General features: G+C 73.1%; 9 protein-coding genes, 2 tRNA genes and 1 pseudogene. 7 read left to right on the top strand and 5 right to left on the bottom strand.

Going from position 1 to position 13232, the window contains the following annotated elements:
• Positions 1-707: 707 nt before the first annotated feature.
• Both ACFRAV_RS02385 and ACFRAV_RS02380 read right to left on the bottom strand, forming a co-directional pair.
• Positions 708-2705, bottom strand: a pseudogene (locus tag ACFRAV_RS02385) (glycosyltransferase family 2 protein); the annotation flags it as partial.
• 409 nt (positions 2706-3114) lie between these two features.
• A tRNA-Lys gene (locus ACFRAV_RS02380) sits at positions 3115-3188 on the bottom strand.
• 1356 nt (positions 3189-4544) lie between these two features.
• On the opposite strand from ACFRAV_RS02380, the gene ACFRAV_RS02375 reads away from it, so the two are divergent.
• The 3 genes from ACFRAV_RS02375 to ACFRAV_RS02365 all read left to right on the top strand — a co-directional run bounded on the left by ACFRAV_RS02375 (position 4545) and on the right by ACFRAV_RS02365 (position 8016).
• The gene (locus ACFRAV_RS02375; protein ID WP_382551104.1) at positions 4545-5687 is read left to right on the top strand and encodes a peptidoglycan-binding protein; all 1143 of its coding nucleotides are present in this window, start codon (positions 4545-4547) and stop codon (positions 5685-5687) included.
• A gap of 314 nt (positions 5688-6001) precedes the next feature.
• Positions 6002-7207, top strand: a complete 1206-nt coding sequence (locus ACFRAV_RS02370) for an SPFH domain-containing protein (RefSeq protein WP_382551101.1) — start codon at positions 6002-6004, stop codon at positions 7205-7207.
• A 203-nt stretch (positions 7208-7410) separates the two neighbouring features.
• The gene (locus ACFRAV_RS02365) at positions 7411-8016 is read left to right on the top strand and encodes a lytic polysaccharide monooxygenase (protein ID WP_382550735.1); all 606 of its coding nucleotides are present in this window, start codon (positions 7411-7413) and stop codon (positions 8014-8016) included.
• Between the two features lie 71 nt (positions 8017-8087).
• Here the strand turns inward: ACFRAV_RS02365 and ACFRAV_RS02360 are convergent.
• The 3 genes from ACFRAV_RS02360 to ACFRAV_RS02350 form a co-directional block, all read right to left on the bottom strand.
• Positions 8088-8161 (bottom strand) — tRNA-Lys (locus ACFRAV_RS02360).
• Between the two features lie 133 nt (positions 8162-8294).
• Entirely contained in the window at positions 8295-9056 is a 762-nt protein-coding gene (locus ACFRAV_RS02355; RefSeq protein ID WP_382550733.1) for an IclR family transcriptional regulator, read from the bottom strand.
• A gap of 209 nt (positions 9057-9265) precedes the next feature.
• Positions 9266-10000, bottom strand: coding sequence for a decarboxylase (locus ACFRAV_RS02350; protein ID WP_382550729.1), 735 nt, complete (start codon positions 9998-10000; stop codon positions 9266-9268).
• Between the two features lie 120 nt (positions 10001-10120).
• On the opposite strand from ACFRAV_RS02350, the gene ehuB reads away from it, so the two are divergent.
• From ehuB to ehuA, 4 genes are read left to right on the top strand one after another with little or no spacing between them, the layout of a single operon-like run.
• A complete protein-coding gene (ehuB, locus tag ACFRAV_RS02345) occupies positions 10121-11023 on the top strand; it encodes an ectoine/hydroxyectoine ABC transporter substrate-binding protein EhuB (protein ID WP_382550726.1) in 903 nt (300 codons plus the stop codon).
• 8 nt (positions 11024-11031) lie between these two features.
• Positions 11032-11736 carry an ectoine/hydroxyectoine ABC transporter permease subunit EhuC gene (ehuC, locus tag ACFRAV_RS02340; protein WP_382551099.1) on the top strand — a complete coding sequence of 235 codons (705 nt, stop codon included), beginning with the start codon at positions 11032-11034 and terminating at the stop codon, positions 11734-11736.
• Positions 11733-12380, top strand: a complete 648-nt coding sequence (gene ehuD / locus ACFRAV_RS02335; protein WP_382550722.1) for an ectoine/hydroxyectoine ABC transporter permease subunit EhuD — start codon at positions 11733-11735, stop codon at positions 12378-12380. The genes ehuC and ehuD overlap by 4 nt, the downstream gene beginning before the upstream one ends.
• Complete coding sequence (ehuA, locus tag ACFRAV_RS02330) at positions 12373-13170, top strand: ectoine/hydroxyectoine ABC transporter ATP-binding protein EhuA (RefSeq protein WP_382550719.1); 798 nt, start codon at positions 12373-12375, stop codon at positions 13168-13170. Before ehuD ends, ehuA begins: the two co-directional genes overlap by 8 nt.
• Positions 13171-13232 lie beyond the last annotated feature (62 nt).

The raw sequence follows: 13232 nt of genomic DNA, 5'->3' as shown, positions 1-13232 counted from the left end.
GCGGGCTCGACACCTGCAGGCCCGGCGTTTGCGGGCTTGGCGTCGGTGGGCTCCGCGTCGGCGTGTTCCGCGTCCGCATGCTCCGCATCCGCGGGCTTCACGTGCGCATGCTCCGCATCCGCGGGCTTCGCCTGCGCAGGCTTCGCGTGCGCGGGACCGATACCCGCGGGACTGGCGTCTGCGGGCTTGGCGTCGCTGGGCTCCGTGTCCGCGGGCTCGACACAGGCAGGACCGGCGTGCGCAGGCTTCGCGTCCGCGGGCTCGACACCCGCAGGCCCTGTGTCCACAAGCCCGGCGTCCGCGCGCTCCGGGTTCGGGCGCTCGACGGCCGCGCGCTGCGCGGCCGTGAACTCGGGCCAGCGCTGGGTGGCGGCGATGTCCGCGCCCCCGGCGTCGGTGGCCGCCGCGTCCGCCGGCTCGGGCCAGAGCTGCTCGGATCTGGTGTCCGCGGGCGCGGTGTCCCCGGGCACGGTGTCCCCGGGCACGGTGCCCCCGGGCTCCGCCGGAGCGGAGGCGGTGGCGCCCGGGAGCGGGGCGGCGGGACGGGTGGCGTCGAGCGGGGGCAGGGTCAGGGTGGCGGGGGAGTCGGTGGCCCAGCTCGGGCGGCGCCCGGTTCGCGACGCGACCTGCTCCTGGGCGGAACCGGCGCCCTCCACGGACGGCGATGCGGTCACCTGTGAGGGCATCGAGGGCCCCGCCCCCACGGAGGCCGGGACCTGCGCCGGCATCGGACGGGCGTGCGCGCCCGCCCCCACCGGCGGACGGACCCCGGACCACACGGGCGTGCCGTGCGGCGGCGTGACCCGGGACGCGACGGCCCCGGGAGCCGCCTGCGCCGGGGCCCGGTCCCCGGCCGCACGTCCCCGCCGCTCCGCCCGGAGCGTGAGGCGCCACACCACGATCGGCGTCGCGGTGATCAGCAGGGCCAGGGAGGCCCAGACCACCATCGCCGGATGCGCGTGCCCCTGCCAGAACCCGGCCCCGATCGCGCCGCCGAACACCGCGATGAAGAAGAGGTGGATCCGGAAGGTCCCGAAGAGCGTGTCGGGGCTCGCCGAGTCCCCCTTGGGCGTCACCACGAACCGGCTCCCGCGCCGCAGCACCGCGTCCAGCAGCGACCGCGCGTACACCGGCGCCGACAGCGCGGACATCACCATGCCGGCGACCCCGCCCGATCCCTCCGGCTCGTGCGGCGAGACGTTGTGCCGCCGGTTCCACACGTACAGCCCGATCTGCAGCGCCGACGCGTTGCCGTACAGCATCAGCCAGACCACCGGGTCGATGTCGACGCCCGAGGCGCCCAGGCCCATGAAGAGCGCGCAGCTCAGGGCCGCCAGGATCCAGTTCAGCGCGGAGATCGGGTAGAAGATGATCATCATCGTGTAGTTGAAGAGCTTGCCCGGCGGCAGCGACCAGAAGCCCTTCACGTACTGCTTGAGGATCGTCTCGTAGGTCCCCCGCGACCACCGCAGCTGCTGCGTGAAGAAGTCGGTCCAGGAGTTCGGCCCCTCGCCGACCGCCAGCACGTCCGGCGTGTACACCGACCTCCACTTGCGGCCGGTGACCGGATTGCGGTGGCGGTGGATCTCGAAGCCGGTCGCCATGTCCTCGGTGATCGAGTCGTACAGCCCGCCGATCTGCCGCAGCGCGGAGATCCGCACCGCGTTGGACGTGCCGACGAACATCGGCGCGCCGTACCGGTTGCCGGCCCGCTGGATCAGGGCGTGGAAGAGGAACTGCTGCGACTCGGCGGCCTTGGTGACGAACGTGTCGTAGTTGCCGTACACCTGCGGGCCGATGACGAACCCGATGTCCGGGTCGCGGAAGAAGCCGAGCATCCGCTCCAGGTAGTTCGGCAGCGGCACGTGGTCGGTGTCGACGGAGGCGAAGAAGTCGTACGCGTCGCCGTGCGCGTCCAGCCACGCGTTGTAGTTGCCGTGCTTGGTCCGCGCGCGGTGCGGGCCCTTCGCCCGGTTCCACCTCTCGACGCCCTTGCGGGAGAAGTGGCGCACGCCGAGCCGGGCGCACACCGCCTTGACCTCGGGGTCGTCGCCCTCGTCGAGCAGCCAGACGTGCATCACGCCCCGGTGGCGGATGCGCACCGCCGCCTCCAGGGTCTTCGTCACCATGGCCAGCGGCTCCTTGCCCGGCACGAACGAGGTGAGGAACGCGACCCGTGTCCCCGCCTGCGGCACCACCGGGACGGGGTCACGGGCGACGAGGGTGGCGTGTGCGTTGGAGAGCACGTTGGCGCAGCGGAAGAGCTCGATCAGGCCGATCGACACCAGCATCACGACGTCCAGCGCCGGCAGGAGGTCGAAGGTCGGGTAGTCGCGCCTGGTCCAGTGCGCGGGCTGGAGCAGCCAGACCAGCAGCCCCACCGAGAGCAGCGGCGCCGCGACCAGCATCAGCGAGACCCGGATGCGGTGCGGCTCCTGCGAGAGCAGCGAGCGGTAGCGGACCGTGTACGGCCGGGACGGGTCGGGGCGGGTGAGCGGCCCGGCGAGCCGGCTGTAGTGCTCGTAGTCGTAGGCCGGCAGGTTCCGCCGCAGCCGCCGGAAGACGCCGGTGGTGGTGGTCGTGCCGGTCGGCGGAGTGTGGCCGGCGGACGCCGGTCCGTGGTGCGGCGAGGCCGCCGTTCTGTTCAGCGGCGTGGTCGTGGACGCGCCGAAGTCCTGCGCGGCGCCTGTCGGCGTCGACGTCATGAAGTCATCCCCCCGCACGCGCACGGCGATGCCGCGGCGCGTGTCCGTTGCGTTGTGGTACGTCCCCCCTGGCCGGCTGCTGTGACGCCCCCCAGCGTCTTCGTCCGGTACGGGGCCCCACCCCCGCCCGCGCGGCGGCAACCGGGCGCCGCGCTCCCCCCAACCGCCGCGTCTCCGCGGCGACTTGTGTCCAAGGGTTCTACGGCCCCGAGCATGATCGCAAGACGCGAAACGCGGTCTTAACCGGTCATACGAGCCTAATGGGGCGGTCAGGGGTGAGGGTGGGGCAAGTGGGATGCGTGCGCGCCCCCTCGTGCCGCCGTGCCCCCCGGACGCTCCGGGCGTCACCGGACATTTCGCACGGGTGCGGGCACAGCAAAAGGCCCCCGCTTGCGCGAGGGCCTCGTCGTGCGCCGCCAGGGACTCGAACCCCGGACCCGCTGATTAAGAGTCAGCTGCTCTAACCAACTGAGCTAGCGGCGCCTGCTGACAGAGAAAACTCTACCCCACCTGGCGGGGTGCTCCCGACCACCCCACCTGCCCCTTTCGTCCCGTGGAGTGGCCGCGTACATCATTCGGACCGTCAGCATGCGCTCCACGCGCGGGGTTGCGAGACTGGTGTACGCACACAAGCGCGGACATTTCCCTACGAAATGTGAGGCAGATCGCATGACTGAGCCGGCCTTCGAGGAGTTCGACCCCGCCGGGGAGTGCGACTGCGCCGGCTGCGTCCACTGGCGGCGGGCGATGCCGGTGGCCGCGGGGGGCGCGTCGGGTGCCGCGCGGCACCCGGCGGGGGCGCGGGTCGTCACGGTCACCGCGGCGGCGGCCACGGCGATGACCGCGGCCCCCGTCACCGCCGCGGCCGTCGCCCCCGCCGCCGTCGCGGCGCCGGCGGACCAGGAGGTGCCCGCGGTGGCCGCCACGGACGGCTCGGGTGGACCCGCACCGCGGGGGGTGGAGGCCGCCGAGGCGGTGGCGGTGGCGGAAGCCGTGGCCGGGTACGGGGCCGCGCCGGGGATGACCGCGGCGACCGGCGAGGGGCGGTCCGCGGACGGAGCCGAGGTTCCGCCGGACGGCGGTGAGCCGGCGGCCGGTGCGGAGGGCCCGACAACCGCGGACGGGGCCACGGGCGCCCGCGCGGCGGTGGCGGACGCGGAAGTCGCCTCCACCGCCCCCGCCGTCCAGGGCGAGATGGCACCGGCCGGCGCCGTCCGAGACGGGGCCGCACCCGCGGAGGCCGCCGAGGTCGCTCCGTACGCCACGGCCGCCCAGGGCGAGGCCTCGCCTGACGGCGGTGTCCTCGCGGCGGAGGCGGATACGGAGGTCAGCCCGCTCGTCCCCGCCGCCCAGGGCGGGACGGCGCAGGTCGAAGCACCCGAAGACGGCGGTACGCCCCCGGCGGTGGCAGGTGCAGAGGTCTCCCCGCCCGCCCCCGCCGCCCAGGGTGAGGTGGCACAGATCGAGGCTGCCCGAGACGGCGGTGCGTCCGCGGCGGTCACGGAGGCGGAGGTCGTCCCGCCCACTCCGGCCGACCAGGGCGAGGTCCCGCCGGGCGGAGCCTCTGGAGGCGGCGGCACGTCCGCGACGGGGGCGGAGGTGGAGGTCCCCCCGCACCCCACGGCCGTCCAGGGCGAGGTCCCGCCGGGTGGAGTCAGTGGAGGCGGCGGTGCGTCCGCGGCGGGGGCGGACACGGAGGTCGTGCCGCTCGCCCCGGCCGTCCAGACCGAAGCCCCGCAGGTCGGGGCCTCGGAGGCGGACGGCAAGGCCACTCCCCAGGCCCCGGCCCCGGCCGAGCATGCCGTCGCGGGGACGGGCGGCGCCGCCCCGGTCTCCGCGGTGCGGCAGGAGGAGGCCGCGAGGGTCGGGGGCCGGGAAGGCGGCGGCGGACGGCCCCCGGTCGCGCGGGGTGAGGTGGCGCGGTCGGGGAACGGAGGCGTGCGGGCGGTGGCGGCCCCGCGGAACGGGGGAGCGCAGGCCGCGCCCCCGCGGGAGACGGCGGTGGGGGCGCGGGACAGGGCGGGACTGCGGCCGGCCTCCCGCGGGGAGATCATCGAGCGGGCCCGGCGGTGGACCGAGGCCGGCGTTCCGTACGACATGGAACGGACCTGGGCCGACGGCTACCGCCAGGACTGCTCCGGCTTCGTGTCGATGGCCTGGGGCCTTCCCGGCAACGCCTGGACCGGCAACCTCGACGACTACGCCGTGCGGATCTCCCACGAGGAGCTCAGCCCCGGCGACATCCTGCTCTTCCACAACGCCGCCGACCCCCAGACCGGCTCCCACGTCGTCATCTTCGGCGGCTGGACCGACTACACCCACACCCGTTACGTCGCCTACGAGCAGACCCGCCCGCACGCCGTGCGCCGGGTGCTCGATCACCCGTACCCGGTCAACGGCGACCGTTACGTTCCCTACCGCTACCGGGCGCTCGCCCCCGGCGGCGGCTCCGGCGAGGAGGCCGCCTTCCCGGGCCGCGCCTCCTTCGGCCCCGGGGCCACCAACGCGCACGTCACCCGCCTGGGCCGGATGCTCGTCGAACGCGGCGGCGCCCGGTTCTACACCGACGGTCCCGGCGCTCGATGGGGCGATGCCGACCGCAGGGCGGTCCAGGCGTTCCAGCGCGCCCAGGGCTGGGCGGGCAAGGAGGCCGACGGGCTTCCCGGGCCGCACACCTGGCGCCTGCTGGTCACCGGGCGCGGCCGTGACATCCCGCCGCCGGGAACGCCCTCCTCGCACGGGGTCGCCGGCTACCCCGGCCGGGCCGCGTTCCGCCCGGGGGCGAAGAACGCGTACGTCACGCAGCTGGGACGGCAGCTGGTGAAGAAGGGGTACGGCCGCCACTACACCGACGGTCCCGGCCCCGAATGGACGGACGCCGACCGCAGGGCGGTCCAGGCATTCCAGCGTGCCCAGGGCTGGCGCGGCGGCGCCGCCGACGGCTACCCGGGGCCGGAGACCTGGCGTCGGCTCTTCTCCTGAACCGAAGAAGCGACGAAGCGACGAGCAGCACCGGAACGGAACGAGGGGCAACTGGCATGACAGCGACGACCGACGAGATCCCGGCCACGGGACCCGACCCCGAACCCGCCGTAGGGCCCGCCTCCCCCGGCGGACCCCCGGCCCTCCCCCCGGCGGCATCCCCCGCTCCCTCCCCACCCGCGATCCCCGCAGCCGCCCAGGCACCGGCACCGGCACCGGCTCAGGTATCGGCCCACGCCCAGGAACCAGCCAACCCCCACCCGCACGCTCCGGCCCCCGTGCCCGCCACCGCCGGCGTCGCGGCCACCGCCGCCGTGTCCGCGGCGCTGTCCGCCGCGCAGCCCGCTCCGGCGGCCGTCCGTCCGCAGGGACGGCTGATCCAGAACGAGGCCACCACCGAGATCCCCGTCCACCTCCTCTTCCGCGACGACACCATGACCGGCGCGCAGCCCGCAGTGGTCGCCCGCGTCGAGACCACCGGCACCGTCGCGGCCCTCGGGGCCACCGGCGCCGGCGCCGGGGCACCCGCCGCGGCCGGAGCCGTCGGCCCGCAGCGCCCGTCGCGCCCGGCCCGCCGGCGTCCGGCCCCGCTCCCCGCGGTGGCCGCCGACGTCGACCCGGCGCTGGAGGAGCGGCCGGGCCGTGCCGTGCCGGGCGCGCTCGGGGTGCTGGCGGGCGCCGTCGGACTGGCCGGCGGCGTCCTGACCACCTGGTGGGCCGGCGTGGTGCCGCCCGCCGCGCTGGAGATCGCCGGCCTGCCCGTCGCGGAGGCCGGGGCGGGCGGCTTCGGTCTCGGCCGGTGGGCCGCCTGGACCGGGTCCGCCGCCCTCGGCCTGTTCGGCTTCGGCGGCCTGGCCCGCGGCAACACCGGCCGCGCCTGGGTGCTGGGCATGTTCGGCCGCTACCGCGGCACCGTCCGCCGCACCGGCCTGCTCTGGGTCAACCCGCTGCTGCTGCGCCGCAGGGTCGACGTCCGGCTGCGGCACTGGCGCAGTGAACCGCTGTGCGCGAGCGACCCCAACGGCGTGGCACTGCGGGTGCGCACGCTGGTGGTGTGGCGGGTCAAGGACACCGCCCGGGCGGTGCACGCGGTGGAGGACCACGAGGAGTACCTGCGCCGCTGCGTGGAGGCGGCACTGGCCCGGATCCCGGTGGACCCGCCGATGGAGCCGGCCGACGAGCGTCCCGGTGAGGACGGGGACGAGCCGGGTCTGGAGGAGGCGCTGACCGGCCAGGTCGCCGCCGACGCCAAGGCGGTCGGGCTCGAGGTCTTCGCCGTGCGGCCGATCCGCGTCGAGTACGCCCCCGAGGTGGCCGCGGTCATGCAGCGGCGGCGGATCGCCGCGCTCGACGCCCGGCAGCGGGCCGGGGTGCTCAGCGCGGTGGTGGACTCCGTCGAGGACACCGTCAACCGCCTCACCCTGCGCGGGCTGGTGGAGCTGGACGACTACGAGCGCAAGGTCCTGGTGAAGGACCTGACCATCGCCTTCTGCGCGGGACGCGGGGAGGCCGCGCCCTAGCAGGCCGCGCCCTGACCGTCGTCCCGGTTCCGGGAGTTGGAGGATCCGCCCGTTCCGCAAGAGCGGCCGAGATTGGTATGGACATGTCTAGATCACGTTTCTACTGTGAGACTTGGTCTAGACCTTCACCGCACCATCAGCTCGGCTCAGTTCGGTTCAGTTCGGTACGGCTCAAGGACCCCCCACCCCCAGGGAGCGTCGGCATGCGCAAACGCACGAAGTTGTACGCGGCCTCGGTCGGTCTGGCCACTGTGGGAGCCATGGTGCTCTCCACCGGTGGCGCCACCGGCCACGGCTACACGGACCTGCCCGTCAGCCGGCAGAAGCTCTGTCAGAACGGCACCGTGACGAACTGCGGCTCCATCCAGTGGGAGCCGCAGAGCGTCGAGGGCCCCAAGGGCTTCCCGGCCGCCGGCCCCGCCGACGGAGACATCTGCTCGGCGGGCCACTCCACCTTCAACCAGCTCGACCAGCCCAAGACCCCGTCGGGCGCCGCCTGGCCCGCCACCAAGGTCACGTCCGGGCAGAGCTACACCTTCCGGTGGCAGTTCACCGCCCGGCACTCGACGACCGACTTCCGCTACTACGTCACCAAGCCGGGCTGGAACCAGAGCCACCCGCTGGCCCGGTCGGACCTCAACCTGACGCCGTTCCTCACGGTGCCGTACAACAACCAGCAGCCGCCGCAGACGCTCTCGCACAGCGGCACGCTGCCGGGCGGCCTCAGCGGCCGGCACGTGATCGTCGCGGTATGGACGGTCGCCGACACCGCGAACGCCTTCTACGCCTGCTCGGACGTCACCTTCTGACCGAGGTGACCCGTCCCGGGACCGCGTGAACGTCGAAGGGCCCCTCGCCGAGGCGAGGGGCCCTTCTTCTGTGCGCCGCCAGGGACTCGAACCCCGGACCCGCTGATTAAGAGTCAGCTGCTCTAACCAACTGAGCTAGCGGCGCATGACTCCCGCCGTCCGCTTCCGCGGCCGGCGACGAAGAAAATACTACCTGGTCCTCCGGGGTGCTCGTGACCAATTTCCGCCGGTCATGATCACGGGCCGGGGCGGGCAGGGGGCCCGGCCCGCCCCGCCGCTCACGCGCCGATGGACAGGGACAGCATCACCGGCGTCGCCTCCCGGTGGAGCTTGTCGGCGGCGCTGCGCAGCCGGTGCGCCTGGCTCACCGGCATGGACAGCGCGAGGCTGGTCACCCGCGCGCCGGAGGAGATCGGGACCGCCGCGCAGACCGTGCCCACCGCGTACTCCTGGATGTCCAGCATCGGCGCGGTGGGCGGCTGGGCCTCCAGGTGGGACAGGAGCAGCCGCTCGCTGGTGATGGTGCGCGAGGTCAGCCGGGCCAGCCGGTGCCGGGAGAGGTGGTCGCGGCGGCCGTCCCCGTCGAGCTGTCCCAGCAGGCTCTTGCCCACGGCGCTGGCGTGGGCGGCCCAGCGGAAGTCCACCCACTCGTTGACCGCCGGGGTCTCGGGGCCGGCGGCGTACTGGGAGACGTGCACCTCGCCGTCGACGTAACGGCTGAGGTAGACCGCCGCCCCGACGTCCTCGCGCAGCCGGTTCAGGGTGCGCTGCAGCTTCGCGCGCAGTGCCCGGTCACGTCCGTCCACCGAGGTCAGGCGGGCGAAGGTGTCACCGACGGCGTACGCGCCGTCCGGCATACGCAGGACGAAGCCCTCCCGCCTCAGCATCCGCAGCAGCGTGGTCAGGCGCCGCGGTGCGAGGTCGAGCTGACGGCCGAGCTCTGCGTCGGTGATTCCGGCGGGATGCCGCTCCACGACGTCCAGGACCCGGAGGGCCTCCTGGACCGTGTGGCGCGACGCGGCCGGTTCGTTCAGCGCCACGGTTTCCCCCTGCGCCAGCGTGTTCGGGCCGTTCCCCACTCCCGGTGGAGCGGGGCCGATCGACCCGTTTCACGATACCGGTGCGTAGCTATTCGGACAGGGCCTTCCGGCCCTGCCGCGATCTCCTCGGCGCGCTTTCGCAGGTGGCATATGCCAGCGGAACGCACCAGTTTATGAAGGCCGGGGCGGCGGGCCGGCGGAGCGCGAACTCAGACCTGCACCAGCGGCTCACGGGTGAAGAGAGCGCCCAGTTCCGGGGCGTTCACCCGGCGGTCGGTCAGGCGCAGGGCCTCCCACGCCGACACCTGGTTCGCGGTGAGCACCGGCTTGCCCACCGCCGCCTCCAGCGCCGGCAGCGAGGAGACGGTGTGCAGCGCGCTGTCCGGAACCAGTACGGCGTCCGCCTCCGGATGGTCGGCCGCCAGCACCAGCTCGTGCACCCGGTCGGGACCCCACGACGCCACGTCCGACGCCGTGACCGCGCCCGCGCCGTGAACCGAGACGGCCCGGACGCCCGCGCCCTCCTCCAGGAAGGAGACGAACAGCTCGGCCACGTCCTCCGGATAGGTGGCCGCCACCGCCACCCGCCGCGCGCCCACCTCGCGCACCGCGTGCACGAAGGCGAACGAGGCCGAGGAGGCCGGCATCCCGGCGGCCACCGCCAGTGACCGCACCTGCTCGCGCGAGGCCTCCCAGCCGTCCACGAAACTGCCCGCCGTGTTCACCCAGACCACGGCCTCGGCGCCCGACAGCCGCAACTGCTCGCAGGCGCTCGCCAGCGGCCCCGGCGCGCCCGTCTCCCGCAGCACATCCACCCGCCGCACGTCCTCACCGAGCTCGGTGTGGACCACGTCGACCCGGATGTCGCTGCCGATGAGCTGCTCGATACGGGGGTAGTCGTCCTCGGCCGAATGGCCCGGGTAGATGAATCCGAGTGCGGTCATGTCAGCCTCTCCGTCACCTTCACGTGCACCGGCACCGTCGTTCCGGTCCTTTCCGGGTACCCAGCACCGCCCGGGAAACCGATCGGATTAGGCCATCGGAGCTCGGGTAGGCGCGCGGCCATGTCTTCACCTCCCTTCAAGAAGGAAAGACCACTCACCCGGCGGAGCCTGCTGGGCGTGGGGGCCGCCGCGGCCGCCGCGCTCGGCGTCTCCGCGTGCAGCCGGGTCCCGACCGAGGACGGAAAGAACGGCGGTGACCTGCTGGAACGCCTGCGCGCGCTGGGCGTGGTGCGGGTCGGCATAGCCGGCGAAATACCCTTCGGCTACATCGACAAGGACGGGAACCTCACCGGCGAGGCCCCCGAGCTCGCCCGGGTGATCTTCAAGCGCCTGGGGGTCGACTCCGTCCAGCCGGTGCCGACCGAATTCGGCTCGCTGATCCCGGGCCTCAACTCCCAGCAGTTCGACGTCGTCGCCGCCGGCATGTACGTCAACAAGGAACGCTGCGCGCAGGTGATCTTCGCCGACCCCGACTACCAGATGCTCGACTCCTTCGTCGTCCGCAAGGGCAACCCGAAGGGCCTGCGCACCTACCGGGACGTCGTCGAGAAGAAGGCGAAGTTCGCCACCGGGACCGGCTACGCCGAGATCGAGTACGCGATCGACGCCGGCATACCGGAGAGCGAGATCCTGATCGTGCCCGACCAGGTGGCCGGACTGAACGCAGTCGAGTCCGGACGCGCCGACGTGTTCGCGGGCACCGCCGTCACCACCCGCGAGGTGGTCAAGAAGTCGGGCAAGGCCGAGGCCACCGAGCCGTTCGCCCCGATCGTGGACGGCAAGAAGCGGATCGACGGCGGCGCCTTCGCCTTCCGGCCCACCGAGACCCGGCTGCGCGACGCCTTCAACACCGAGCTCCACAAGATGAAGAAGAGCGGCGAGCTGCTCCGCGTCCTGCGGCCCTTCGGGTTCACCGAGTCGGAGATGACCGACCTGACCGCGAAGGAGCTGTGCGCCCGATGAACAGCTCGATGACCTCCGGCCTGTGGGAACTGGTGCTGAACGGTGTCTGGATCACCGTCCAGCTGCTGGTGCTCAGCGCCGTCCTCGCCACCGCCGTCGCCTTCGTCGTCGGCATCGCCCGCACGCACCGGCTGTGGATCGTCCGCTTCCTGGCGGGGTTCTACACCGAGGTGTTCCGCGGCACCTCCGCGCTGATCATGATGTTCTGGGTCTTCTTCGTGATGCCCACCGCCTTCGGCTGGCAGCTGGTCCCGCTGTGGGCCGGCACCCTCGCCCTGGGCCTGACCTACGGCGCGTACGGCGCCGAGGTGGTCCGCGGCGCCATCGCCGCCGTGCCCCAGGGACAGCGTGACGCGGGCATCGCGCTCAGCCTCACCCCCTGGCAGCGGATGCGGCTGGTCCTGCTCCCGCAGTCCGTGCCCGAGATGATCCCGCCGTTCTGCAACCTGCTGATCGAGCTGCTCAAGGGCACCGCCCTGGTGTCGATCATGGGCATGGGCGACCTGGCGTTCAGCGGCAACCTGATCCGGCTGGCCCTCCAGGAGAGCACCGAGATCTACACCTACATCCTGGTCATCTACTTCGCCCTCGCCTTCCTGCTGACGCGGGTCATGCGCGGACTGGAGAAGAACCTCAAGGTCCGCACCGGCCGGACCGTGCGGACGGCCACCCCCGAGGCCACGGCCGGCTCGAAGGCGGGTGCTGCCGCGTGAACTGGGACTGGAACGCTGTCGCGGACTTCATGCCGCACTTCTGGGACGGCCTGCTGGTCACCCTGCAGGCGCTGGCGCTGGGCTCCCTGCTCTCCTTCACCCTCGGCCTGGTGTGGACGCTGCTGATGAGGGTCCCGAGCCGCTGGGTGCGCTGGCCCGTCGGCGTGTTCACCGAGTTCGTCCGGAACACGCCGCTGCTGGTGCAGCTCTTCTTCCTCTTCTACGTCCTGCCCGAATGGGGCCTGACCCTCTCCGCCCTGACCATGGGCGTCATCGGTCTGGGCCTGCACTACTCGACCTACACCATGCAGGTCTATCGCGCCGGCATCGAAGGCGTGCCGGCCGGCCAGTGGGAGGCCGCCAAGGCGCTCAACCTGCCGCTGCGCCGCACCTGGACCGCGGTGATCCTGCCGCAGGCCGTGCGGCGCGTGGTGCCCGCGCTGGGCAACTACGTGATCTCGATGCTCAAGGACACGCCGCTGCTGATGACCGTCACCGTCCTGGAGATGCTCGGCGAGGCGCGGCTCTTCTCGCAGAACGCCTTCCGGTTCACCGAGCCGGTGACGGTGATCGGCGTGGCCTTCATCGTCATCTCCTACCTCGCCTCCCTCCTCCTGCGATCCCTGGAGCGACGTCTTGTCTGACACCCTCCCCACCCCTGATCCCCTGACCCCAACCCCCGCGCGCACCGCCGCCCCCGGGGAGCTGATCCGGTTCGACCAGGTCACCAAGCGGTTCGGCGAGAACACGGTGCTGGACCGGCTGGACTTCTCCGTGGAGGCCGGCAAGCACGTCACCCTGATCGGCCCGTCCGGCTCCGGCAAGACCACCATCCTGCGGATGCTGATGACGCTGACCAGGCCCGACGAGGGCACCATCACCGTCGACGGCAGAAAGCTGTACCCGGCCAAGCGCCGGGAGGTCGCCGAGGTGCGCAAGAACATCGGCATGGTGTTCCAGCAGTTCAACCTCTTCCCCAACATGAAGGTGCTGCGCAACGTCACCGAGGCGCCGGTCACCGTCCTCGGCCTGTCCAAGGACGAGGCCGAGGCGCGGGCGCGCGAGCTCCTGGAGCTGGTCGGGCTCGCCGACAAGTGCGACGTCTACCCCTCGCAGCTCTCCGGCGGCCAGCAGCAGCGCGTCGCCATCGCGCGGGCGCTGGCGATGCGTCCGCAGGTGCTGCTCCTCGACGAGGTGACCTCGGCGCTCGACCCCGAGCTGGTGGCCGGCGTGCTGGACGTGCTGCGCGACATCGCGCGGTCCACCGACATCACCATGCTGTGCGTCACCCACGAGATGAACTTCGCGCGTGACATCTCCGACGACGTGCTGATGTTCGACGGCGGCCGGGTCATCGAGTCGGGTCCGCCGGAGCGGATGTTCGAGGACCCGACCCACGAGCGGACCCGGGAGTTCCTGGGCGCGGTGCTCTGACGTCGTACGGCAGCGGCCCCTCGGGGTCGGCGCGGCGGGGCGGTGGCGGAATACGCCACCGC

This window comes from Streptomyces sp. NPDC056600 (genome assembly GCF_042792855.1).
In the GTDB taxonomy this organism is placed as follows: Bacteria; Actinomycetota; Actinomycetes; order Streptomycetales; family Streptomycetaceae; genus Streptomyces.
This window is presented reverse-complemented; position numbering and strand designations above follow the sequence as displayed.